Source organism: Mucilaginibacter sp. SJ, assembly GCF_028993635.1.
In the GTDB taxonomy this organism is placed as follows: Bacteria; Bacteroidota; Bacteroidia; order Sphingobacteriales; family Sphingobacteriaceae; genus Mucilaginibacter.
This window is the reverse complement of record NZ_CP118631.1, coordinates 712,165-735,788: the sequence shown is the minus strand read 5'-3', so window position 1 is coordinate 735,788 and position 23,624 is coordinate 712,165. Positions and strand designations below refer to the sequence as shown.

Below are 23,624 nucleotides of genomic sequence, written 5' to 3'. Positions count from 1 at the left end.
CATCACTCCTTACCTTTTGTTTTAAAAGATGGAGAATAATGCCCCCTTATCATGATTTTTTAAACAGCGATTTAAAAATCCGTTAAAGACTAATTATTTACAAAATTTGGATGAAAATATTGTTTAATAAAAATTGTGTCTTTTAGTTGAGGATAATCATTTGCCTGCATGAATATCTTTGCCTCTATGAGCCATTTTGTTTGATCGGCCTGTTTATCGGGAGTAGCATTAATACCCTTAACGTAACCATCTACCGGCTTAAACGGGATCATGTAACAAGATGGACATGAACTGTTAACCTGTATTTTACCTGCAAGGATATCTGCTTTTGTAAGTGCAAAGCTTTTACCCTGCATAGGGGCCTTGATGTATAAAGTATTAGTTATTCCGTTTCCTTGCTGAATACTCCAAAATACACGGTACGTACCTGGTTTAAGATTGGTATATCCCTCAAAATCGGCCTGTTCGGTAAACAGGAAACTGCAGTCGGAACCTGTGGAGCAGGTGGTTAAATTTTTATCGTCTAATTTTACTTCATCTTTTTCGCTCTTTTGTTTACTGCACGAACTGAAAAATACAGTGCTGCTAAATAATAATACTGGCAGGATAAGTTTTGATTTCATATTAAAGGTTATTTATACTAATCTATTACGTATATATAACCAACTGTGCTACAATAAACTATATTAATTTTACGTTAACACACGTATCAGAAGGGGCTTAAATTACAGGCAAAAAATAATTCAGCCTGGCTAATACATTTTTTACTATTACGTCACTAAAACCGCTTTCTTCAACCATGTTCACTATCCTGGAGCTATAGTATTCTTTGGTAAGGCTGTCCAGATCAATATAAAGAGCTTTTGATAATAATATGAGCTTTTCCGGACCCGGGTTTTTCTTTCCGCATTCTATCCGGCTCAGTTCAGCACGGTCGATATTTGTTTTCCTGCTTAACTTTTCCTGCGAGATTTTTAATGCTAAACGATGTTTTTTTATAAACGCCCCGAAGCTCAGATTGTCTGGAGTTTCCTTCGCCATTTTATTAGTATCACTCCCGTTTTTGGAATCTGAAAAAGGCGGGGCAGGCAATTGCTCAGTGCTGTTTAAATTATCAAACAGTGAAAAAAAACGGGATACCATCCGGTTAAACAAAGGAATATCTATGCTGTAAACTGGATTGGCTTTCGTTCCGCTTACCTTTATAATACCTGTGAGCTTTAGTTCAGCCACATGCTTCAGGATATTTTCCATTTCCAGGGGCACATTACAAATCTCTTTTTTACTAATGGAATTGCCGTTTTCAATAATCATTCTGACTATGTAAACCCTTACCGGAAGCGCGAGAATGCGGGCAAAGCGGGCAAGCTCACTATCGGTTTCAGTAAATTTTGATTTTAATGATAGCATAGATATAAGATAGAAAGCATAGGTATTGATGAATATAAAAAGGTCTCCCAGCTTACCGGAAGACCTTTTTATGGCGCGATGTTCAATTATTTTTTAACAGCGCCTGGTGTTGTATAAGGCATTGTTTGAGGGTCAAAGTTAGCCCAGCCTGCAGTCCAGTCGGTTGAACCGAAAGCACCCTTGTAGTCAACTTTCTCAAAGAAAGCATCGGTTAATTTTGCATCGGTAAATAAAGCACCTGTGGCAGCAATTGAACCGGTCTTTACAGTAAAGTCGGGAGTACCTGCATTAGCAAAATCAGATGAGAATTTGAACGGTGAGTTAATAACTAAATCGGCATATTTAGTAGCGTCAAATACGTTATCAGCCCTAAGTTTAGCCTCAATCAACAATTTATTAGCAGCGGTAAACGATTTAATTTCGTTACCTTTTGAATTGCTGCCTAAAATGATGTTGTTTTTAAATACCAGGCGACCGGCTGTAAAGTTTGTTGTAGTAGAGTTAGCGGTGGTAACCTTTGAGTCGTCAATATAGATACCTTCAACATAACCTGAGAAGATTGAGTTAAAGCAGCTTATAGCTGAATTACGACGAATTTGAGCTGCATGCTGGTAGTTAGCATTAACGTTAGTTTCGCCATCTTTTGTGATTGGGCCTAACAATGTCATGTTTGAAAAAACAACCGAAGTTTGCGGTGTTTTATCTGAGCCAGAACCATCATTATCGCTTTCAAAACTATTTGAACCAGAAATATCAGCAATGGTTTTAAAGCGCTGGCTTAAGCCAAACTGTATTTTACCTGCAAAGCCAAAGTCGGTATCAAAATCGTCATCTAAACTACCCATGGCGATGAGGTGTTTACACTGTACTGTGCCGCCAAACCATTCAAAAGCATCGTCACCCGAACGGTAAACTTCAACATAGTCAATAGTAGTACCTTTACCTACACCGCCAAATGTTAAGCCGTTAATTTCATTATCAGGTGAAAAAGGAATACCGGCATACTCAATACGTACATACTTCAAGGTACCGGAGTTATCATTGGCATCTGTGCCACCATATTGGATGTATTTCGCTGCATCTCCCTTAGCATCCAGGCCGCCTTCGATACCAACATTATCACCCTGATTAACCGGAGCTTTACCTAAAAGGATGATACCGCCCCAGTCGCCGTTTGCACGTGCCCCTGCATCAAACTGAGATGTAAATACAATAGGCTTGTCGGCTGTACCAACCGCCATGATTTTAGCGCCGCGGGTTACCGTTAAGGTAGCCTTGCTTGATTTTTCGCCTTTAATCAGTGTTCCGGGCTCAATAGTAAGAGTTGCTCCATTGGTAACATAAACAAAGCCTTTTAATAAATAAATTTTATCAGCTTTCCAGGTAGTATTAGTGGCAATATCACCAGTTACGGTAACAACGTTACTTACTGCGGTGGTATCTTTTGGCGGATTAGTGTCAATAACAGCTTCCTTCTTGCTACATGCAGCGGTAAAAAGGGCCACGATAAACGCTAATAATAATCCTTGTTTTTTCATAATTTTGCTTTTTTTTCGATTTGAATCAGTTGTTTTAAGTTTGTTGTATTAGTTGTTAAAAGGTATAGTTGAATGAAAGTGCATAGCTTGAACCCGGGAAGTAACTCCTGAATATGTAACCCGAGCCTGACGGGATATAAGGTTTGCCATCAAGCTCATATATGAAATTATATTTCTGATTAAGCACATCTGTAGCGCTTAGCTTGATCTCACCTTTACTTTTCAATACTTTGTAACCAATCTGGAAGTCAAGCACATTTCTCGGTTGCTCATATACGCTTGAAAACCTTTCGCCGCCGGCATAAAAAATCCTTTTACCAAGCCTGTTGAATAATACATTCACCGATAATTTGTTGTCAAGCTCGGTATGCTGCAGTCCGGCGTTTATCACATATGGTGACTGCCCTACCAGCGGGCGGTCTTTTTCAAGCCTTACTACACCATCATCGGGGTTTGTTACTTTTGATTTGTTGATGGAAAGGTTAGCGTATGCTGTAGTTGTTTTAAAGAAAGAACCGCCATTGATAAAATCAAGTGTTTTGCGAGCTTCCATTTCAAAGCCATATACGTACGCCGATTTTGAGTTGAAGTAACTGATGGTGGTTGAAGAATTCTGATCTTCTATCTTAGGCTCTATAGCATTCTGGAATTTTTTATAGAAAACTGAGAATGATAAGATCTGCCCGGCCGACGGGTAAAATTCATACCTCAAATCGGCATTATCAATCAGTGTACGTTTCAAGTCAGGCTCACCCTGTAAGGTTGCCAACAACTCGTAATCGTAATAAGCAAAAGGTGCAAGTTCCCTAAATTCGGGGCGGGCAACTGTCCGGTAATATGAAGCTCTGAAATTTGCTTTTTGTGTTAAGCTATAGGTGAAGTTTACTGACGGTAAAAAGTCGGTGTTATCTAATTCGGCGCGGGGCTGATGTACAGCAACCTCTTCTGTACGCAGTTTCAAATTAAATTTCTCAACCCTTAAACCGTACACTATCCTGATTTTTTCGCTGAACTTACTATCCAGCATGGCATAGCCGGCGTTGGTTAAGCTATGTGCATTATACCTGTCGGTCGGGTTTGAAATTTCATCAAGAGAATAAAGACCGGTATTAACAAGGTTTGGCCCAAAAATAGTTTGGATTGGCCTTTGCAATATGGTATTGATATCGTAATCGGAGTTGTTGGTATTGATAACAAGGCCAATGAATCTTGCGTCAAATTTCCTGTCGCGATATTGCGAATTAACACCAAGCTTAAGTGTACTTTGTTTAAATAAGTTAACGGGCAGGTTAAAATCAATTTTACCCGAATAGATATTTTCGCTTAAATGAGAGAAAACGCGGGCGTTTTCTTTACTCAGGTTGGTAACCTGGGCGTAAAATGGCTCTCCTGCAGCACTTTGCCTGTAATTGGTTTTACGCTGATCGGGCTGATCGTTGATAATATTGCTGTAACCCAGGTTCCATTTCAACTTTGAACTTTTGGAACCAAGTGCATGTTCGCCTTCAAGCGTAGTTTTAAACAGCGATTTTTCGAGCAGGTCATTAGCATAAAAACGGCTATCATAACTTCCGTTACTGGAGTTTGACCCTGTGCGGTAAGTAAACTGATCATCGAAAACACGATTGTAAAGATTTTTTAAAGTGATCTTGTTCTTGCCAAAACTGTATGCAAAGTTTGCGAGTGCACCAACATTGGTCGAAAATTTATACTGCTCATTATGATAATTGTAATTATCAAACTGTTGTATCAAATCGGGCACTATAGTTTGCGAGTTGCGGTAAGTTAAAGCCACAGTAGTACCCAGCCTGTTTTTATTGGCGCCAAGCTCTTTTACATTACCTACAGTAAGCTGGTAGTTTTGACTTGGTAAAGCGGTGCTTTTATAAATATTAAAATCGTTATTTAGGCTCCTGATTGATTGAATTGTTTGCGTAGTACTTAACTGTTTGTTAACAATTTGATTAGTTGTGGGAAAATTGCTCACCAGCTTACGGGTTCCGTCGTCAAAACCAAAGTAATCGCTGGTAGCACGGAAACCGCTTTGAAAATCTTTAAATGTGCTTTGGGTGTTGTAACCGTAACCTATACCAAAGCTTACAAAGTTTTGGTCGGGGATATCTTTAGTGATAATTTGCACGTTACCACCTGCAAAATCACCCTGGATATCAGGTGTAGCCGTTTTGCTAATGATAATGTTTTCAATAAGGTTTGCCGGTACAATATCAAATGAAAAAGCTTTACGGTTAGGTTCGGTACTTGGCAGCGGAGATCCATCTAAGGAGGCTGTATTATACCGATCGCTCAGACCTCTCACCACAACAAATTTATTGTCTTGTATAGTAGTACCGCTTACTCTTTTCAAAACATCGCTTGTACTGCGATCAGGCGATCTTTTGATCAGCTCTGATGAGATACCATCAGATATAGACGCGCTATTTTTTTGAACCGCATATAATGCGGCAACCGAGGCCTGGCGGTAAGTAGCTTTTACAACCACCTCTTTAAGTGCAGTTGAAGTAGCTGTACTCAAAGAAACGTCAAGAGAAGTAGCAGCCCCCGCCTTTACCTCCACATCTGATATCGATTTACTTTGATAGCCGATATATTTAATGATTAGCGTATACCTTCCGGGTTTTACATCGGCTAATACATAACTTCCGTCTACATTAGTAGCGGCCCCTCTTTGAGAACCTTCAATACCAACGGTAGCGCCAATCAGTGTTTCGCTTGTTTTTTGATCAATAATTTTACCGACGATTTTCCCGTTACCCTGGGCTAAAGCGCCAGTGTTAATGAGAAATACAGATAAGGTTAACAGGAGGAGAGTTTTGATTCTGTTCATAAATTTTTAATGACGGGGCAAAAGTATCCCCGTTAAATTAAATTTATGTTAAGTGAAAATTATCAAATCGAATATCTTAAATATTAAATCAAACTAACAGAATTCGATTTTATTCGACACATGAAGATTGGATGAAGGCTCCGGCCAGGAGTTGCTCATGTTTAAATATGAATTATATATTTGTAACTTATATTTAAACATGGCTAATCATAAAAAGACTGAATTTGCCGCAACAGATCAGGACATATCAATGGTAGCAAAGGCGCTGTCGCACCCGGCAAGAATCGCTATTATGCGTATTTTGGCACAGCACAAGCATTTTACCTGCGGCGAAATAGTTGAAATACTCCCTTTAGCGCAGCCAACAGTATCTCATCATTTAAAAGAATTAATGGATGCCAGGCTTATCACTGTTGCAATTGATGGTAAAAAATCATTGTATAATGTAAACTGGCCAACCTGGAACAGGTATACAGCCGAGTTTGAAAATATGCTCAGTGCTATTAACAAGGCGGAACAGCAGGCCTGATCTGCCCGCTCAATTTATGGGTTATATTCATACACAACCTTATAAGGTACCTGTTTAAGCGAAGCAGATATTTGTCCTATCCTCAGATCATGTAGCTGTGGGGTGGGCTCACAAAAAGAATAAGCTTTTCCTTTATAAAGCAAGGGTTTCCCCACCGGTTTATCAAACTGCACTGCCATAGTTATATGAGTTGGATATAACACAGCTATCATCGGCAAATTGTAGATCTCTTTAACCAGGTAAAAAAATAACGCGGCACGATCATCGCAGTCGCTGTATTGGGCAAACAGGGTTTCTTCCGGGCTTAACCGCTTCTCCCGGCCAAAATTCATATCATCATTTTCATATAAAAAGGCGTATCGCGTAAAATGCATCAGGTAATCAACTCCTTTTTTTATGTTCATGCCGCTCACATTTTTTTTAAGTAAAGGGATCAGCGACCCATAAGTTTCTTTACTTAAGGGAATATTGAAGTAAGATTCAAAATCTACAACCGGATAATTTCTGAAAATGGAATCGATCAGGGGGTTAAGCTTAATCCTGAAATAGTATGCCTTATGCTGATAGGTAAACTGCAAGTCCTTTTCAACATAGTCCGCAGGCGTAAAATCAGGCATGCTCATAACCTTATATGAAAATGAGTTTATTGCGCCGGGCACATTGATATCAACAGGAATAGCAGGCTGTATTGTGAGATCGGTGCCCGGGTAGTCGTGAATGTTAAGACACATGTACTTTTTATCATTAACCGTATAAGAAGGAATATCTGATACATCCTCATTATTGTAAACATAAAAAATTATTTTTTTTCCGGCCAATGCCAATCGTGCATCATAACCCGATTTAACCATCAGGAACCATTTATACAAAGTATACCTACTGTAATTTTTTTCTTTAGGGCTTATATGCTGTGCAGTTTTACGCACGAGTTGGTAATACAGCCAGTCATTAAGCTGATGATCTTGTTTATAACTCAACAATGCGCTAACTAAAGGCTTATAATAACCAGCATCAACGTTATCGTAAAAGTTTTTTATATTTTTCGCAGATAGGTCAGGCGTCGGGTCAACAATAACCAAAGTGTCTGCGTCGGCATTAAATGTACCATCATAAAAAGCAAAACAAATCCTTCTGGCACTTTGGGCACACAAGTTGGTTGTACTTAACAGCAACAAACAAGCGAATAACATTTTAATATATCTGCTCATTGTAAACACGCAATTTATTTAAAAGACTAACAAGGGTCTTGGTCTACATTTATATACAAGTTACAAATTAAACGTCAATTTACTTAATGTTATTTTAATCATTTAACAACACATCATTAACACTACACATGTAAATTTGAATTCTGAAAACCTGGTTCATGAGGGTAGCAACATTAGGTAAAAGAATACTGTGTTTAATTATAGCAATAGGTTACTTCTTTTTTTCGTGCTTATATGTTACACGATGTCCCAAAATTGCCGGTCATACTAAAACAGGAAAGTATTTAACACTTAACAACGGAACGGTAAAACAAAACGGTCCGGTTATTTCGGATGCAAATAACAGCAAATCGGTACCAGTTCTTTTTTTATCCCGCCCGCGGGTCATTTTCGGCAAAAACTTAGCTGCATTAAATAATCAGTTCAGGTTAGTCCGTACCTGTGAGTTATGCCCATTTCGGCTCACATCACAATATGACGCTGAAAACAGATTTACGGCCCACAAGGTTTTTTATGCCGCTAATATTTTTTCCATTATTCGTTCCTGGAAAATCTGAGCTATCTGCTCCCCTCCTGCCCATACCTTTACAATATTTTCTTAATTTTTATTACCTGCGTTAACAGCGCTTAACGCTGTCATATTAATGTATTTAAAAACCGAATGAATAAGTGATGCCTTATTTCAACTTAAAATTTTCAAATACCGATAACGAACTGGCTAATTTTGCGAAAGCCCTTGCATTGCCCGTCAGGGTTGCTATTGTCCGTCTCATTATGGCTGAGGGCAATTTAGTACCCAAAGAAAGTTTATATAGCATCCCGTTTAACCAGGAAACAATAACCAAGCATGTTGCCGAATTAAAACGGATGGGTATTATAAAGACTCACGGCTTCCGCGGCTCAATTAAATACAGCATTGATGAGCGCTTGTTTCGTCAAATGGCCGATGGATTTGCAATGCTATTTGATGGTATGAGGGCATTTGAGCATGATCTGGAGAATTACTAAACCTGATTATATGAGCATCGGGGTGAATTTCTGAACCCAAGATGATTAATTACAAAAAAAAATTACAATTGTAATAAGCTGATAAACAGATACTGCATTATAACATTTACTTAACCTGCGCTTAAAGTAGCAATTCAGATTTGGCAATTCGGTTCAGATTTGTACTTTTGCGCCCGGAGAGTTGGCAGAGTGGTCGATTGCGGCAGTCTTGAAAACTGTTGAACTGTGAAAGGTTCCTGGGGTTCGAATCCCTAACTCTCCGCCAAGTATTATTCAATTAGGATCAAAAGCGCTGTAAATGAATTATTTACGGCGCTTTCTGTTTTTAGCCCTCACCAAAATAAACCAATCAATCGCTTTGTTCTGGTGCCCCGTGGGTGACCTTTCTCAAGGTAATCCTATCGGTCACCGGAACGCTTATAAGTCGCTGTTATTGAGCATGTTCAATATTTAAACATCTTGATTTCAGCAGGATATGTAACTAATTTTATTCACTTAAAAGCTTCAGCGATGAACAAATCTTTTAACCTGCTCTTTTACGTAAAGAGATCAAAAACAAATTCCGAAGGCCTCGCCCCTGTTTACCTGCGTATCACTGTTGATGGCGTACGCATCGAAGTCTCCTCTAAACGCTATGTCAATCCCGACAAATGGAACACAAATGGACAAAAGTTAACTGGTAGCAATGAAGATGTAAAAAGTATCAATGCCTACCTGAAAACTTTAGAACACCAGGTGTATGATGTTCACCGGGACATGATAGAGCGAAAGGTACTGATCTCCGCGCCTAATTTGAAAGACAGACTTCTCGGCGGCAAGCCTTCACCTGGAAAAATGTTGGTGCCGATATTTCAGGAACACAACAGGCAGGTTGCCGCGCTTATCGGCAAAGAATATGCTAAGGGAACTCTTGACCGCTACGAAACAAGTTTGAAACATACACAGGCTTTCCTGCAATGGAAGTTTAACTCCTCCGATATTGATATCCGGGCAATCGATCATGAGTTTATTATGGCTTATGATTTTTATCTGCGCTCTGAAAGAAGCTGCAGCAATAATTCGACAGTTAAATACTTAAAAAACTTTAAGAAGATCATTCTGATCTGTATTGCAAATGGTTGGCTTGATAAAGATCCGTTTGTTAAATACAAACCAAAAGTAAAGGAAGTTAAACGGGATTTTCTAAATGCCGAAGAGCTGGAGGTGATGGCGAATAAGAAACTGGTTAGCGACCGGGTATCTCAGGTAAGGGATATTTTCCTATTCAGCTGCTACACCGGCTTAGCTTATGCCGATGTCAAGAAATTAAAGCGGACTGAAATCGTAACAGGCATTGACGGACAAAAATGGGTTTATACAAGCCGTCAGAAAACGGATACTTCTTCCCGCATTCCTTTATTGCAACAGGCGATGGAATTAATGGCTAAGTATGAGGAGCATCCTCAATGCGTTAATGATGGCTTATTACTTCCCGTATTGAGCAACCAGAAAATGAATAGCTATCTGAAAGAAATAGCGGACGCTTGCTGTATCAATAAAGAATTAACCTATCACATAGCTCGTCATACTTTCGCAACTACGGTAACACTTGCAAACGGCGTTTCAATAGAAAGCGTATCAAAAATGCTTGGCCATACCAATATCAAAACAACACAGCATTATGCTAAAATCCTTGACATGAAAGTTGCACAGGACATGTCTAAACTAAGAAAGCTTTATTAAACTACCTATTGGAACGACCACAGAGCCATAATTGGCGCTGTGGTTAAATTTTCAAATAAGAAATAAATGAGCAATACAACTTCAATATCAGACGATATCATCATGACCAAAATCTATTATATCAGGGATCAGAAAGTCATGCTTGACAGCGACCTGGCGGAACTTTACGGTGTAGAAACACGGCGTTTGAACGAACAGGTAACCAGGAACATGGACAGGTTTCCTGATGATTTTATGTTCAGGCTAAATGAATCGGAGTTTGAAAGTTTGATGTCGCAAATTGCGACATCAAAACGCGGGGGAAGGCGAAAACTACCTTATGTCTTCACTGAGCATGGCGTACTGATGCTATCAAGCGTATTAAATAGCAAACAGGCCATCCAGGTCAATATTCAGGTTATGCGGATATTCAACCGGATACGAAACATGTACCTCGATAACACCGAACTCAGGTTGGAAATTGAACAGATCAAAAGCAAACTGATCAGGCAGGATAAAAATATTGACTTGCTATTCGGCTATCTCGATGAACTGATCGAAAAAAAATCGCAGCCAATGGACAGAAAAAGAATCGGCTATATGCCGGATACCGATAGCTTTTAAAAAACAGGCATTCTATTTTAGCTGTAATAGCCACAATTTGATCTGACAGTTGGGTGTTTTATAAGTTGTCAGATTTGATTTGTGAATATAGCTTTTTCTCTTCGGAATGCACCGACTCAGCTTCTTCTGAGCCCTTTTTGTGAAGGCTCTGAAGAAGCTGGTCTTCGGCGAGTCTCTCCAATAGTTTTTCCTGCGCTAATGGAATGCTGTCAATCAGTGTCTGCATTGGCGTTTTACCGAAGCAGTATTTCCCACTGTGGGTTCTTTCGTTATTGTAATTGTACATCCATCTATCCAGATCAGCCTGTAGATCAGCTATAGTGCGATAGATCTTTTTTCGGAAAGCGATAGCATAGAACTCATCCTGGATAGTGCGGTGAAAGCGCTCGCAGATTCCATTGGTTTGTGGACTTTTAGCCTTTGTTTTGGTATGGTCTATATCCTCGATGGCTAGGTATAACTGGAACTCATGCTGCTCTCCTGACCCGCAATATTCCGTGCCTCTGTCAGTAAGTATCCTAAGTAAACGCAGATCATGCTGCTCATAAAACGGCACCACTTTGTCATTAAGCATCTCTGCTGCCACCAATGCATTCTTTCGGTCATATAGCCTGGTAAAGGCAACTTTAGCATAAGTATCAATAAAGGTTTGCTGGTAAATATGGCCTACGCCTTTAATGTTGCCGACATAGTAAGTGTCCTGCGCACCCAGATAACCAGGATGGTGCGTTTCTATCTCACCATGCGCTTTCTTTTCTTCTTTGGCCTTCTCTAAAGCGACTACCTGTGCTTCGGTTAAGACCAATCCTTCCTGTGCCGACTTGGCTTCCAATGCCTTTAAACGTAGCTTAAAGGTTTGCAGGTCGTGGCGAAGCCAAATGCTCCTTACGCCTCCCGGAGATATTAATATGCCTTGCTTTTTTAGTTCATTGGATACCCGTAACTGACCTAAAGCCGGCTGGTCTATTGCCATTTCAACAACGGCTTTTTCTACATGCTCTTCTACACGGTTCTTTAAAATCGGTTTCCGTCTGCTAATCTCTTGTAAGGCCAGTTCGCCTCCTTGTTCGTAAAGTTCCTTGAATCTGTAGAAACTGTCTCGGGAATAGCCCATCACTTTGCAGGCCTGTGATACGTTACCTAAATGCTGGGCAAGCTCCAATATGCCCATCTTGTTTTTGATGATCTTTGATTGGGTCGTCATAATGCTAATCTCTGTTACGTGTTTTAAATTATCGTAACTGTCAGGTTAAATTGTGACTATCTCAACTATTTCAGGAACACTGGCATGGATTCCATGCCAGTGCATCCTTTATGCTATCTATGCACCAATTGTTATTGTCTTGCCGCGATCAAAATTGCTATGCTCATCCTGGTGTACATATCCGAGTTGATTAGTCAGCAGCTTAGTTTTCCCGATATTAAATTCAGGGGTAGCATCGTGATGATGGCCGTATATCCAGTAATAGGCACCACTGTCCTCAATAAACGCATCTAAATCAGTTGCAAAAGCCTCATTCAAAACGCTATCTAAGTATTGTTTGGGATAATGCTGAAATGTAGGCACATGATGCGACACAAAGATGTTCCTGACACCCTCATTCCGGTTATCCGCTCCAGCCTTCAATGCAGTTTCGAGAAATGCCAGGGAATCTGAATGCATTTGGTTGTATTTTTCGACCGAGAACAACCTGCCCTCATCTCTGATCACCCTGAAATCCATCATTCCGCGTTCAATATAACGGGCTTTATATTTCGATATTTTCGACCATAGTGTCGTAAAATGGATCTTGGCCCGGTTCAATTCAATAGTAGAATTATTAAGCAGCGTCACATTGGATCGTATCGATTCCCGAAAAGCACCTGACCTGTTGGCGATGTCGAAATGGTAAAATTCATGGTTGCCGGGAACCCAATAAGTATGCTCATAATTGTCGGCAAGTAAACTAAAGAAATCACCATGACGGTCAATATCTTTTAGTGGCATTATATCGCCCGCCAATAAAAGAATATCCCCATTGGCCTCCAAAGGGTTTACAGCCATATAATTCCGGTTTTCCGGGAACTCCAGGTGAAGATCAGAAGCTATCTGTAATTGCATAATTGTAAATGTATTTAGTATTTATTTAACGATGGCACACTCAAGCTTCATAAATCATTCTTATCCGCATCTTTCAGCAATTCATCATTGGCCGGATTATAAGGATCCAGCCAATCTGCTTTAGCATTCGACCAGGCAAACCATTGCGGATCGGGATCCGGCATAGCCAATATATACTCCCGGATCAGCTGAGATCGCTTCCAGCGTTCGGCATCCCTCATCAATTCTTTATAAGCTTCTTTTTCCTTTTTCTTTCGGGCTTCAAATTCAGCTTTTTCTTTTCTTTCCCTTTCCCAGTTTGCCTGCCAGATCCGGGCTTTCTCCAGGTAAAGTTCTTCCTCTTTTGCGGCCAGTTCCAACTTTGCCAGTATTTTGGGTAATTGTTCTTCCAGCAAAACAGCTTTAAGATCCTGCCATTCCGATTTTAGCCTCGTTTCAATTCGGAAAACGACTTGCCCATTCGGGTGCCATTCATAATTACGATAAGATTTATTATAAATCCTCACCTTGGTTGTCCGCTCCCGAAATGTTACTTTTAATTTGATGTCGCGTATCACGACATAACTCCCATCGTCATGCAGTTCAAATAAATAGCCACGTACCTTCACGCATTTGATAAGCGTATCCATAAACCGGAGCGCACGCCCTACGTTAGCAGGTGAGACTTTGATATCCAGTTCCCGCTTTGCCGTGATTACCATGCCCGGAAAATTCGGATCAGTCAGTCTTTTCAGGCTCTCCCTGGCAGCGAGCGTAACCGGCTCAGGCCTGACGAGACGATCAGGGACTCTGAAAGGCAGCTTTTCAGATGCTATTTTCCTTGTATGAATTTTTAGCTGACAAACCTTTTTCACAGGTGCTCCGGCTGGTCTTTCATCAAGTACAGCCGGTTTATAAACTTTGCCGGTTACGGGCAGCACGGGCTGTTTCAGTTTATGCCCTGCCTGGATCTTAGCCCATTGTCCCCGCTTGGGAACAGGAACGTCCATGCGGATACATAACTTACGAAAGCCTACATCAGATATGATATATTTCTTCGCGATCAGTGTCATGGGTGTTTCCCAAACAAGCCGGTACAACTCTTCACGTGTAAATGTGATCATAATACCGGAGCTGCTGCTTTCAATTCTTCGGTATCGAACTCACCAAGGCTGCGCAGGTATTTTAATGTGATGACCACTGAGGAATGTCCCATGATCTTTTGCACCATATAAACATCCTTTGTTCGGCGAAACACGTCAATTGCAGCAGTATGCCGGAAAGAATAAAGGGTTTGTTTGGGATAGATCAGGCCGTGGCTTAACATTTTCTTTTTTTCGCGGTTCCATTGCTTGCCAAAATAGGTCTGATTAAAAGGTTCGCTAACACCGCTAAAGATATTGTCCTCCCTTTTTAACTCTTGTAATACAGGTTCCAGTTCATCCCTGACGTAATCCGGTACGTAAACCACACGGATCTTGCCGCCTTTGTTTTCTGAGCCATCGAGATGAATCTCCGTATTGTCTTTCCTGAAGTGTTTCTTGGTTAACAACCTGATCTCTTCATGCGGACGTAATAAGCAACCGTAAGTCATCAGGCAGCACCGGTAAAGATTTGTGTGGTTAGCTTTCAGGAAAGTAAATACAGGCTCTAACTGTTCTTTTTCGTAAGCCAGGTGGAGTGTTGCTTTAACCCGCCTGGATTCAGTTCTTTTTGCGGCCGGCAATTCCTCATCGATCATTCTCGAAGCAAGGTTAAAAAGGATGTTCAGCTCCCGCCGCCTGTTCATGTAATACGTTGCAGAAGAGCCGAAAAGCTGTAAGAACTCTTCAATCCTGGAGGTGGTCAATTCGCGGATTGACATTTCACGTCCTTCCACTCCGAGAAATTCCATGAAATGGTTAAAGGCATAGCGCAAATTGTTTTTGTGGTGCTTACTTAGATCGGATTCGAGCTTTTTATTCAAGGCCTGCTGGAACAGCAGGCCGATTGAATCATTTTTTATTTTTCCGTTCATTAAGAAAAAGTCTTTCACCGACCGCCAAAATGACAATCACAGCGAAGCTGGCAGGGCCGGGGAATAATCCACGACCTCTGCCGGAACTTCAACTGTGGTCCTAGCGGTGCCCTGTACGGTTTCTTTTTTTGCCAGTTCGGCAACAAGATCAAGAAAAGCTTTAACCTGTTTACACAGCAGGTCAGCTTCATGATCGATGACATGATAGTTATCTTTATAGCGAGCATCCGAATAACTTGTGGCTAATACGCGAAAAAGATGTTTTTCCTCTGAAAAATGCCTTCGAAATAACACTGATGGCTCCGGTGAAAAGCAGTTGCAGAAATCAAGTAACCGACTGATGTTATGGATGTCAGAACGGTAACCTGTAAATAACCTGATCAATGCCCGACTTCCCTGTTCTACTGCCTGGTGAAGCAAGAAAATAACGTTATTATCAAAGTTGTTTTCCAGACAAATAAATGCGCTCTCCAAAAAGCCACAAGCAAGTTTGTAAATTCTTTCAAATGCTTCTTTGTCTTTCAATACTGCTTCTTCAGCTTTTGCTTCGTCATAGTCAGGGATCATAGTAAAACCATCGGATGTATAAATGAGAACTCCGTTCAAACAGGCATTCAGAAAAAAGGTATCGTAGTTATATACCAGATTAATTACCGTTTCAAGCCCATGTGCAATCACAAATACACCTGAAAACTGCTTATTGATATAATCTTGCATCACATGTTCAATGCGTGTGATTTCTGTAGTCAATACCAATAAGTAATAATTATTTGTTAAATTATTTTGTGCTGAACTAAAAACAGTTTCTTTAGAACTATACGAACTTAATGCGGCAAAGCAAATGATTTTTTCAATTTGGTATTGAGTGTTTAATGCATCAGCTATTACCTGCAATTCTTTATTTTGGTATTCAGTAAGCTTAATGGGATTACTCTTCATTGTTAAAACTTTTTAAGGTGGGTTATTCGTTTAAAAGGCTATGGATGAGCATCATTAAATCTGCTGCTTTACCCATCAGATCCATTATCTCTTGTTCTGAAATGTTTAAGCTGTTTCTAATCGTCTCGGGATACACGCTTTGCAAAAGATCATGTAACTCCGGACGCGCAGATTTTAGTTCAAGGAACCAGTCTGATACCTTTGAATCGATAATCAAAGTCACCGTGATCAACCTGTTAAGATTGGGTATAGTTGTCTCAAACCCAACTTTAACATCAAGATATTCCATTAATGTTGCCTCAATAGACCTATGCACGGCCTGAAGTGCATCCCTAAATTCTTTTTTTCTAAAGTGATAGCTTATTTCAGTATAATACAGTCTTGCAAATTTGAGCCGAGATTCATGTTGTAGGGTATTTAAGATTAATCTATTATTCCCGGCATTCAGGTTATCTAAACCAAGCCCATCCGTCTCGTAAATAATTACACCGTTAGTAAGTACCCAGGTCAAAAATTTTCTTTCTGAAGTATTTCCATTTTTGATACTTGATACACTTGCAACAATCGTAGAAATATCGATTAATGGTTTAAGGCTGTTCTCGATCAACTCATTGACAAGGTAGTCCAGTTCATGTCGCGGTTCATCGATCATGATGTATAGTATATAACCGAACGGATTTTCCAATGTGCCGATTTGAATGATTGCCCTTACGGCGGGCTCAATATTCAAGATTGCCTTTACAACTTCTTTCAGCGCAAGCTTTGATGCCGGAGATTGTTCTATTACCGGGTGTGCCGTGCTTGTATCTGCTTCGGTCACATTGTTATTATCTTCCTGTTGAGGTTTAACCTTAGTAGCTTTAAACTTGAAAAATGCATGCTCTGTATCCCGCTGAAAAATCAACCATGCTGCGGAGTACATTTTTTTGAGATGTTCGTATACCGTAATAATCTCTCCCGGCGACATGGATTCATCGATGGCATGGGTGGACAATGCAGCAGCGAGCCATTCGACAAGGTGATCGCGAAACTCTTGCGGCTTTACCTCATCAAATGCAGCTTCAAGTATAACGTACGGATTTAATAATTCTTTTTCCGAAAGCTCAACAGGAAACCAAAGCCATTCCTCTTTCTCTGCGCTAAGCTGCTCCACATCAACTTTCTTTTTCTCATAGGAAAACTCCTGATGCTCTAAAAAAAGCAGGTGAAGTCCTTCTATAAGCCGGATATTAAGCTCATAATCATGGAACAAAACTCCGGGACCAAAGCGTTTATCACTATAGAATCCATCATTAACAACATGGTGACGCCAGGTTTTCAAGGTTTCCTGGTGTCCCTCTACGTCATCGGCATCAAAAAAATATTTTACAGGTATCATCGGATCCATCACTTCTGAAAAACGAAGGAACTTTGGGGCATGATCCCAGGGAGCATAAACACCACAATACATAAGCCTTGAATTTGATACCGCTCTTCATTAACCGGCAGTACAAATTTCAACAGCAAAAAAATACTAAACTATTCTGAGGCTTTCTATGCAATACCATTAAAAGGCATATTTAACCCGATATTATTTCTATATTAGATAATGCAGGGCTTTTTATTATTTTGTTTAATTTTGAACGAACCCTACATACTTACTTATGAACAGCACCGAAACACCAAAGAATATCCACCAAGGCCGCAATGTTAAACGCTTCCGTGAAATGCTGGGGCTTAAACAAGAGGCTTTGGCTATTGCTCTTGGTGAAGAATGGAGTCAAAAAAGGGTATCTCTATTGGAACAAAAAGAAGTCATTGAAGATGATATCTTAAAGCAGGTAGCTGAGATATTAAAAGTTCCTGTTGAAGCAATTAAGAACTTTAGTGAGGATAGTGTCTTGAACATAATTTCAAACACCTTTACAAGTACAGACACGTCTACATTAAATGCAATAAATTACCAACCTACTTTCCACCCAATTGATAAGGTAATTGAATTATTTGAGGAAAATAAAAAACTTTACGAACAACTTTTAGCTAGTGAAAGAGAAAAAGTTGAGATTTTAAAAAACAAAGGCTTATAAACAGCAAATAATCCTTTTACTTTCATTAATCTAATTTAGTTTTAAGCTTTTAGCAGATCAACCTGTTACTTCATGCGTAACCAATTTTGAACGCCATGAAAGTAACAATCAGAAAACACGCTCTTACAAAGGGGCGTCACCGCCTGTTTTTGGACTACTATCCACCAATCGTAAACCCCAAAACAAATAAGCAGACCGGCTACGAAAACCTTAAACTCTTCGTATATGATAATCCGGCAAGTCCCGCCGAAAGAAATCATAACCGGACTACGATGGAGCTGGCAACTACAATCTGCGCCAGCCGCCAACTCGAATTGCAGGCTCAGAAACATGGAATGTCCCCAAGTTTCAGGAAACATGAAAGTTTTATTACCTACTTCAGGAAACTTGCAGATCAGCAACGCGGTTTAAATTGGCACAATTGGGATAGCAGTGTCAGGTATTTCCAGCTTTTTGCAGAGGATGCAGATATTAGTTTTGCTAAACTTGACCTCTCTCTTTGCGAACAATTCAAACAATTTTTGTTAAATGAGCCTAAACTGCGCGAATCAAGGCGAGGTATTGGGCATAACAGTGCGCTAAGTTATTATAACAAGTTCCGTACGGCCTTAAAACAAGCCTGGCGTGAAAAACTGATCAGCGATGACCTGCATGCCTTGTCACCCGGACTAAGAGAAATTGAAGCAGAGGTGGAATATTTAACGATGGATGAAATACGGAAATTGCTTGACACTGCTGTAAATGATGATCTGTATAAAAGGGTGGTATTACTGGCAATTTTAACCGGGCTTCGGTTTTGCGATATCAAATACCTCAAATGGAATCAGGTTCGCGGGGAGCGGGATAACTACTATCTCCAATTCCGTCAGCGCAAAACTTACAAACCTCAACACGTTTATATTTCTAACCAGGCATTTGACTTAATGGGAGAACGTGGCGATCCTGAAGCGACTGTCTTTCCAAAAGCCAACTATAATTACACCCGGGATATGCTTAAAGCCTGGCCAAAGGATGCGGGCATAAATAAACACCTGACATTTAGCTGTCTCCGGCATACCTACGCCACCTTACAACTTGATCATGGCACAGATATCTATACCATATCAAAGCTATTAGGTCACAGACACCTTAAAACTACCCAGCGATATACCCGCGTCGTGGATAAGGCAAAGAAAGAAGCGGCGAACCGGATTGTTCTCGACTTTTGATCTGCGCACACCCAGTCATATCACCGCTTAAACAACCGGAGCTGTTAGCAGGAAAACTGTCAAGGGCCACGGCGATAGCCGTGGTTTATATACCCTTGACTGTTTTCCTGCGTAGCTAATTTTGTGACTGCGGTGCTGTGACTAACCGATAACCGTGGGCTGGGAAGGCAGGTGTGTATGAGGAACGAATACACTCCTGCACGCGCGGTGGCAAGGCTGACGGCGCAATGAAATCCGCAGCGAAGCGTAGGGTGTAATGAAGCCGCCTGCCGCAGCCGCATGGCCGTTTCCTTCCATCAAAAACAAAACATTTCAAAGTGTAATCACTTTGCAGACCTTACTTTCTTAAGGTTGTCCCTTGCCTGTTTCTGAGCCTTGTCTGCCTGATCGGCAATAGCTTTAGCGGCAGCAATTGCCTGTTGTTTCTCCATCGCCTTTTCCGCTTTGGCAATAAAAGCATTCGGATCATTCTTCAATCCCGTAATAATGGTTTCCGCTGTTTCTGGATACATAGCCCTAACCAGCCAGAAATTATAAGCTTCCTCGTTTAGCCGGTCATTTTGATGATTTAAATATAAAGCAGTTCCAAATGATCCGGCTGTAACAATAAAAGCTACCACCACCCCGATAACCAGGCTTTTTGACCAAGCCCCGAAATGATGGCTATTTCTGACACCGATAATTTTAGGCACACGTGATACTACATCTTTCAATTCATTGATCTGTTGCTCGATTTTCTTTTCATCATAACGTTTATTGGCCGTTTCAATCCTGACTGCTATCCCATCTAATTTTCCTTTGTATTGCTGTAAAAAGGCTTTTAAAAATTCCGGCATTTCGGTTTCTACGATGGTTATCCTTTGAATGAACCCCTGTATCAGTTCTTCCAACATTGTTACTTTTTCTTCCAGTTCTTCCTGTTGCATAATACTTGGTTTTAATAATTTGATAATCTTTTTATAATCATGCTACCTGCTTATCCCTTGTGACTGGGAATGCTCCGCTTCATGTTTCTTTCTTTTCCTTTTAGCTATATCCGCATCTCCCATCGGGTCGGGCGGACCAGCAACAAACTGTGGTTCCAGCAACGTTTCCATTATGCCTTTACCGCCAGTTTGAACGTGTAAGTGATTAGACTGGCCCCGCTGCCTGATCGCATCCCGTAACTGATCGGCTAATGAAGGTGAATCTACTTTTCTTACTACATGTTCCTGCTGCGTCTGTAGATTCCGGTTAAGCTGCGTATTAATCCCGGCATAACTGAAACTCCTGTCAATGGCAGAGCCTTTCATTTTGATATCGCCCTTTTCAAAGGAGATCCCCTGCACCTCATTACTGCCGTTACGAAATTTATAAGCGATACCAATACCCAGCTTTTTTAGATTCGCTTCCAGTTGTTTCCAGTCACCTGATTGTTTAAGCGCTGCTTTAATGGCATCAAAAAGCTCATACCTGATTTTCTCGTTCCCTTTTAAGGCTTGTCTATTCACCTGCTCTTTGCCTTCCCCCAAATGATATCCATACTTCAGCGTGATCTCTTTGCAGGCTTTCACATTTTTCGCAAAGTTGTTTTTATCGGTAATTGTATTACCGTCGTTATCTACCCTGTTATAGATCACATGTAAATGCGGATTCTCCCTGTCGTGGTGACGAACTACCACGAACTGGGTATTACGGATACCCACTTTATCCATGTATTCTTTTGCCCGCTCAACCATAATGCTATCACTCAACTTAGACAAATCTTCCCTACTCCAGCTTAAAACCAGGTGTCCCACGGCTTTCCCTAATTCCGGCCTCATCTTTCGTTGCAGATTAAAATCATTGGTGATCGTTCCTGCGTTCTGCATCCGCACACCTTCGGCAGCAATAATCTTCGCGTCCTGTTTATTCACAACGTAACGAACACAACCGCCAAAGCTTCGCCCGGTTATTGGTTTACCTATCATGGCTGCTGATTTTATTTAATAATTCCTCGATCTGTTTAAGCAAAGCCTGGCATTTCAGAGCCAAGGAAAAAAGCCCCGCCACATGGGCAAGGTGTGTCAGTTGGTTAAGGTTATTGGCAAGCCCCGCCAGCATCCTGAACCAACCGGCTTCCTCGACAGTAAATCGCGGGAAAACCTTAGCGCTTTTGGCAGCCCTGCGGAACCATTCGCTGGTTTTCAACCCGGCCTTTTTAGCGCGCCCATCGATCAGGACACGTTCCGTCGGCGTTAGCCGAACCATCAGGAAATCGCTCTTACTCACTGTTTTCTTCGGCCTGCCGGGTAACCGCTTTTTCTGTATTTTCTCTTTTTCAGATGATCCTATCATAAAATACTTTCTTAACACCTCTTCCTAAACCGACCAACGGGAGCGAGTTACCGGATCACCCCGGCGGGGTGTATCCGGGTTTTTGTGAAGCAAAAACATTAACTCGCTCCCTTCGGGTCGTAGATTTCTCCGCCTTATATCCCACTATCTGTATTTGTTCTGCATTCCGTTCGCCGTATGCAATTTCAATGGTGCAAAACGAAGTTTTGCAGTAATTTAGACAGCATCCTTTTAGGCCACAGCTCATGCTTCCGGCCAGTAAACCAAACTGCCCTCCTTCGGATGATAGGACGGCTGATACCGGATGTAACCATACTCATCCAATTCCCTGATGCACTTATGATAAGTGGCAATAGATGCGACCTTGGAAAACGCCATGAGCGTTTTCCGGGTCACACTAAATGGGCTGATAAAACCGTTTCGCTGCCAGCAAACAAACAAACCGGTAAACAGGCTAAGATGGGTTGGCAGCAAGCGGTTATCCTTTTCCATCTGTTTAAGCAAGCTGGTATAGGCTGCCAGCTCTTTGACAATTTCCTTTTGCAGCTTCATTTACCTTCTCCTTCCAGGATCTTGTTGATATCTTCCAACTTGTAGTACATGATGCTACCTACTTTAGTGAAACGCAGCGTGCCGTTGATCCGAAGATTTTGAAGCGTACCGGGCGATATCCCCAACAGCTTTCTTACCTCCACACTCTTTAACCATTTTTTTGTACTGCCTTGCCCCGGCTGTATGATCCTTTTGATCTCATTTAACAAATCGCTTTTAAATTCCAGTAAATCCCCTTTAGTGATCAGTTCCACATTCATCTGTTCCTCCTAGTTTTAATCGTTAATGGTTTGTTGCATGGCATTAAGTACTTCACTTTTTCTGAAGTACACCCTTTTATGCAGGCGCAAATAGGGTAAGCCTTTTTTCATCCATTCAGTAAGCGTAACGAGAGACACGCCGAGTTCGGCGGCAAATTCCTGCTTGGATAAAAGTTTTTCCGAGTTAGGCAGTTGGCTGCCATCTGTTTTAAAATGTTCCTGTAGTTCTGCCCTAACCGCCTGGCGTATGCACAGGCTAAGAGCTTCGTGATCGATTATCTGCATAGCATTTGTTTTGAAACAAATGTGTGTTATACAGAATAGATTTCTTGACCATGCAGAACTGCATGGTTAAAATGGAGATGTTTGGAGAAAGCTACAGAAGCTTATAAGAAGCTGGTTAACAGATTGCTGCTATATTGGCGAATAGCTAATTACTTTACCGGCAAAAGAAAAAGCTAACTCTTCTTTTTCGTAGTATTGATCGTAAATAGCTTTGCTTTTGCAGGAATATCGGCGTGTTTATCTCCCGGATCGCGCTTGTCACCTGGAAAATAACGGCGTATGGTTTCGTAATTGATCTCCTTGTCTCCTTCACGGAAATATTTGCAGATCATTTTCATCCAAACACTCTGCGTCTGAGAAAACATCAATTCTTTCCCTTCAGGAGTTTTGAGTTCCTGCATTTGCAAATGCAGGTGCAAAACGGCATTTCGGTAGCCTTCCGGAATATTGATATAACCTTCGGTTTCAAACGCTGTAGCTTTTCTGAGATCGGCTTTCAATTTAGTTACCTCTTGTTTAAGTGCTAATATCTCTGACTCCTGCTGCGCTATTACCGCATCATTTGATTTGTGTACATTCCAACGGTCAAGCGAGATCAACATTCCTGTAAACTTTTGCAACCGCGCTATTTCCTGCTCGTTCCTCAAATGGTTTTTGTCGTAAACATCCTTGCTTAGTAACACTTTTAATTGCCTTTCGATGAGCGACCAAAAATATTTAAAGAAGATCTCCTCCGCATCGTCGGTATGTCGAGATAAATAATAGATCAGGTGGTGCTGAAAAAATTCATCTATGCGATCTTCGGGAATGGTAAACACTCTTTTAAAAAAGTGTTTTAAGAAATGTGACCTGTCCCATTGTAATGGATTACCGATATCCAAAGTATCCTTTGAAAAATCGAAACGGTCACGAGGTTTAAAGTAATTAATGCTCATAGGAAGGTGATTTATTCAAAAATAAGCGTATTGATGTTAAATTATTTTATTGTACTTAATAATATTAAAAATCAAAGATTTAAGTTAATTAGCATCGCGTATT

At 40.8% G+C, this 23,624-nt stretch carries 24 protein-coding genes and 1 tRNA gene; 7 read left to right on the top strand and 18 right to left on the bottom strand.

The genetic code is table 11. The annotated features are described in order from the left end of the window. Positions 1–89: 89 nt before the first annotated feature. The 4 genes from MusilaSJ_RS02905 to MusilaSJ_RS02890 all read right to left on the bottom strand — a co-directional run bounded on the left by MusilaSJ_RS02905 (position 90) and on the right by MusilaSJ_RS02890 (position 5,793). Complete coding sequence (locus MusilaSJ_RS02905) at positions 90–623, bottom strand: hypothetical protein (protein WP_274988579.1); 534 nt, start codon at positions 621–623, stop codon at positions 90–92. Between the two features lie 97 nt (positions 624–720). After that, entirely contained in the window at positions 721–1,410 is a 690-nt protein-coding gene (locus MusilaSJ_RS02900; RefSeq protein ID WP_274988578.1) for a helix-turn-helix domain-containing protein, read from the bottom strand. Between the two features lie 86 nt (positions 1,411–1,496). Then, on the bottom strand, positions 1,497–2,948 hold the full coding sequence (locus MusilaSJ_RS02895) for a beta-helix domain-containing protein (protein ID WP_274988577.1): 1,452 nt from the start codon (positions 2,946–2,948) through the stop codon (positions 1,497–1,499). Between the two features lie 55 nt (positions 2,949–3,003). Then, complete coding sequence (locus MusilaSJ_RS02890; protein WP_274988576.1) at positions 3,004–5,793, bottom strand: TonB-dependent receptor; 2,790 nt, start codon at positions 5,791–5,793, stop codon at positions 3,004–3,006. 199 nt (positions 5,794–5,992) lie between these two features. On the opposite strand from MusilaSJ_RS02890, the gene MusilaSJ_RS02885 reads away from it, so the two are divergent. Beyond that, complete coding sequence (locus MusilaSJ_RS02885; protein ID WP_274988575.1) at positions 5,993–6,322, top strand: ArsR/SmtB family transcription factor; 330 nt, start codon at positions 5,993–5,995, stop codon at positions 6,320–6,322. Between the two features lie 14 nt (positions 6,323–6,336). Here the strand turns inward: MusilaSJ_RS02885 and MusilaSJ_RS02880 are convergent, their stop codons facing one another. Further along, complete coding sequence (locus MusilaSJ_RS02880) at positions 6,337–7,530, bottom strand: hypothetical protein (RefSeq protein WP_274988574.1); 1,194 nt, start codon at positions 7,528–7,530, stop codon at positions 6,337–6,339. 672 nt (positions 7,531–8,202) lie between these two features. On the opposite strand from MusilaSJ_RS02880, the gene MusilaSJ_RS02875 reads away from it, so the two are divergent. The 4 genes from MusilaSJ_RS02875 (at position 8,203) to MusilaSJ_RS02860 (ending at position 10,863) form a co-directional block, all read left to right on the top strand. After that, positions 8,203–8,538, top strand: coding sequence for an ArsR/SmtB family transcription factor (locus MusilaSJ_RS02875; protein ID WP_274988573.1), 336 nt, complete (start codon positions 8,203–8,205; stop codon positions 8,536–8,538). Positions 8,539–8,713: 175 nt separating this feature from the next. After that, a tRNA-Ser gene (locus MusilaSJ_RS02870) sits at positions 8,714–8,803 on the top strand. 245 nt (positions 8,804–9,048) lie between these two features. Further along, positions 9,049–10,260, top strand: a complete 1,212-nt coding sequence (locus MusilaSJ_RS02865; RefSeq protein ID WP_274988572.1) for a site-specific integrase — start codon at positions 9,049–9,051, stop codon at positions 10,258–10,260. Between the two features lie 66 nt (positions 10,261–10,326). Further along, entirely contained in the window at positions 10,327–10,863 is a 537-nt protein-coding gene (locus MusilaSJ_RS02860) for an ORF6N domain-containing protein (RefSeq protein ID WP_274988571.1), read from the top strand. A 58-nt stretch (positions 10,864–10,921) separates the two neighbouring features. Here MusilaSJ_RS02860 and MusilaSJ_RS02855 read toward each other — a convergent pair whose 3' ends face one another. The 6 genes from MusilaSJ_RS02855 to MusilaSJ_RS02830 all read right to left on the bottom strand — a co-directional run bounded on the left by MusilaSJ_RS02855 (position 10,922) and on the right by MusilaSJ_RS02830 (position 17,349). Continuing rightward, on the bottom strand, positions 10,922–12,067 hold the full coding sequence (locus MusilaSJ_RS02855) for an IS481 family transposase (protein WP_446725127.1): 1,146 nt from the start codon (positions 12,065–12,067) through the stop codon (positions 10,922–10,924). Between the two features lie 117 nt (positions 12,068–12,184). Continuing rightward, positions 12,185–12,964 (bottom strand): metallophosphoesterase, encoded by a 780-nt coding sequence (locus MusilaSJ_RS02850; RefSeq protein WP_274988570.1) that lies wholly within the window; start codon positions 12,962–12,964, stop codon positions 12,185–12,187. A 47-nt stretch (positions 12,965–13,011) separates the two neighbouring features. Further along, positions 13,012–14,067, bottom strand: a complete 1,056-nt coding sequence (locus MusilaSJ_RS02845) for a hypothetical protein (RefSeq protein ID WP_274988569.1) — start codon at positions 14,065–14,067, stop codon at positions 13,012–13,014. Beyond that, positions 14,064–14,960, bottom strand: coding sequence for a tyrosine-type recombinase/integrase (locus tag MusilaSJ_RS02840; protein WP_274988568.1), 897 nt, complete (start codon positions 14,958–14,960; stop codon positions 14,064–14,066). The genes MusilaSJ_RS02845 and MusilaSJ_RS02840 overlap by 4 nt, the downstream gene beginning before the upstream one ends. 36 nt (positions 14,961–14,996) lie before the next feature. Beyond that, entirely contained in the window at positions 14,997–15,899 is a 903-nt protein-coding gene (locus tag MusilaSJ_RS02835) for a HEPN domain-containing protein (protein ID WP_274988567.1), read from the bottom strand. A 22-nt stretch (positions 15,900–15,921) separates the two neighbouring features. After that, positions 15,922–17,349 carry a hypothetical protein gene (locus MusilaSJ_RS02830; RefSeq protein ID WP_274988566.1) on the bottom strand — a complete coding sequence of 476 codons (1,428 nt, stop codon included), beginning with the start codon at positions 17,347–17,349 and terminating at the stop codon, positions 15,922–15,924. A gap of 193 nt (positions 17,350–17,542) precedes the next feature. On the opposite strand from MusilaSJ_RS02830, the gene MusilaSJ_RS02825 reads away from it, so the two are divergent. Both MusilaSJ_RS02825 and MusilaSJ_RS02820 read left to right on the top strand, forming a co-directional pair. Next, on the top strand, positions 17,543–17,965 hold the full coding sequence (locus MusilaSJ_RS02825; RefSeq protein WP_274988565.1) for a helix-turn-helix transcriptional regulator: 423 nt from the start codon (positions 17,543–17,545) through the stop codon (positions 17,963–17,965). Positions 17,966–18,060: 95 nt separating this feature from the next. Continuing rightward, positions 18,061–19,173, top strand: coding sequence for a tyrosine-type recombinase/integrase (locus MusilaSJ_RS02820; protein ID WP_274988564.1), 1,113 nt, complete (start codon positions 18,061–18,063; stop codon positions 19,171–19,173). A 323-nt stretch (positions 19,174–19,496) separates the two neighbouring features. Here MusilaSJ_RS02820 and MusilaSJ_RS02815 read toward each other — a convergent pair whose 3' ends face one another. From MusilaSJ_RS02815 to MusilaSJ_RS02785, 7 genes are all read right to left on the bottom strand, one after another. Then, a complete protein-coding gene (locus tag MusilaSJ_RS02815; RefSeq protein ID WP_274988563.1) occupies positions 19,497–20,099 on the bottom strand; it encodes a hypothetical protein in 603 nt (200 codons plus the stop codon). A 42-nt stretch (positions 20,100–20,141) separates the two neighbouring features. After that, positions 20,142–21,122: a relaxase/mobilization nuclease domain-containing protein gene (locus tag MusilaSJ_RS02810; protein WP_274988562.1), complete on the bottom strand. Its 981-nt coding sequence runs from the start codon at positions 21,120–21,122 to the stop codon at positions 20,142–20,144. Beyond that, a complete protein-coding gene (locus MusilaSJ_RS02805; RefSeq protein WP_274988561.1) occupies positions 21,112–21,489 on the bottom strand; it encodes a MobC family plasmid mobilization relaxosome protein in 378 nt (125 codons plus the stop codon). The genes MusilaSJ_RS02810 and MusilaSJ_RS02805 overlap by 11 nt, the downstream gene beginning before the upstream one ends. A gap of 243 nt (positions 21,490–21,732) precedes the next feature. Then, positions 21,733–22,041: a hypothetical protein gene (locus MusilaSJ_RS02800; protein ID WP_274988560.1), complete on the bottom strand. Its 309-nt coding sequence runs from the start codon at positions 22,039–22,041 to the stop codon at positions 21,733–21,735. Next, entirely contained in the window at positions 22,038–22,301 is a 264-nt protein-coding gene (locus MusilaSJ_RS02795; protein WP_274988559.1) for a helix-turn-helix domain-containing protein, read from the bottom strand. The genes MusilaSJ_RS02800 and MusilaSJ_RS02795 overlap by 4 nt, the downstream gene beginning before the upstream one ends. Positions 22,302–22,316: 15 nt before the next feature. Beyond that, positions 22,317–22,586: a helix-turn-helix transcriptional regulator gene (locus tag MusilaSJ_RS02790; RefSeq protein WP_274988558.1), complete on the bottom strand. Its 270-nt coding sequence runs from the start codon at positions 22,584–22,586 to the stop codon at positions 22,317–22,319. Positions 22,587–22,759: 173 nt separating this feature from the next. Continuing rightward, complete coding sequence (locus tag MusilaSJ_RS02785) at positions 22,760–23,521, bottom strand: hypothetical protein (RefSeq protein WP_274988557.1); 762 nt, start codon at positions 23,519–23,521, stop codon at positions 22,760–22,762. Positions 23,522–23,624 lie beyond the last annotated feature (103 nt).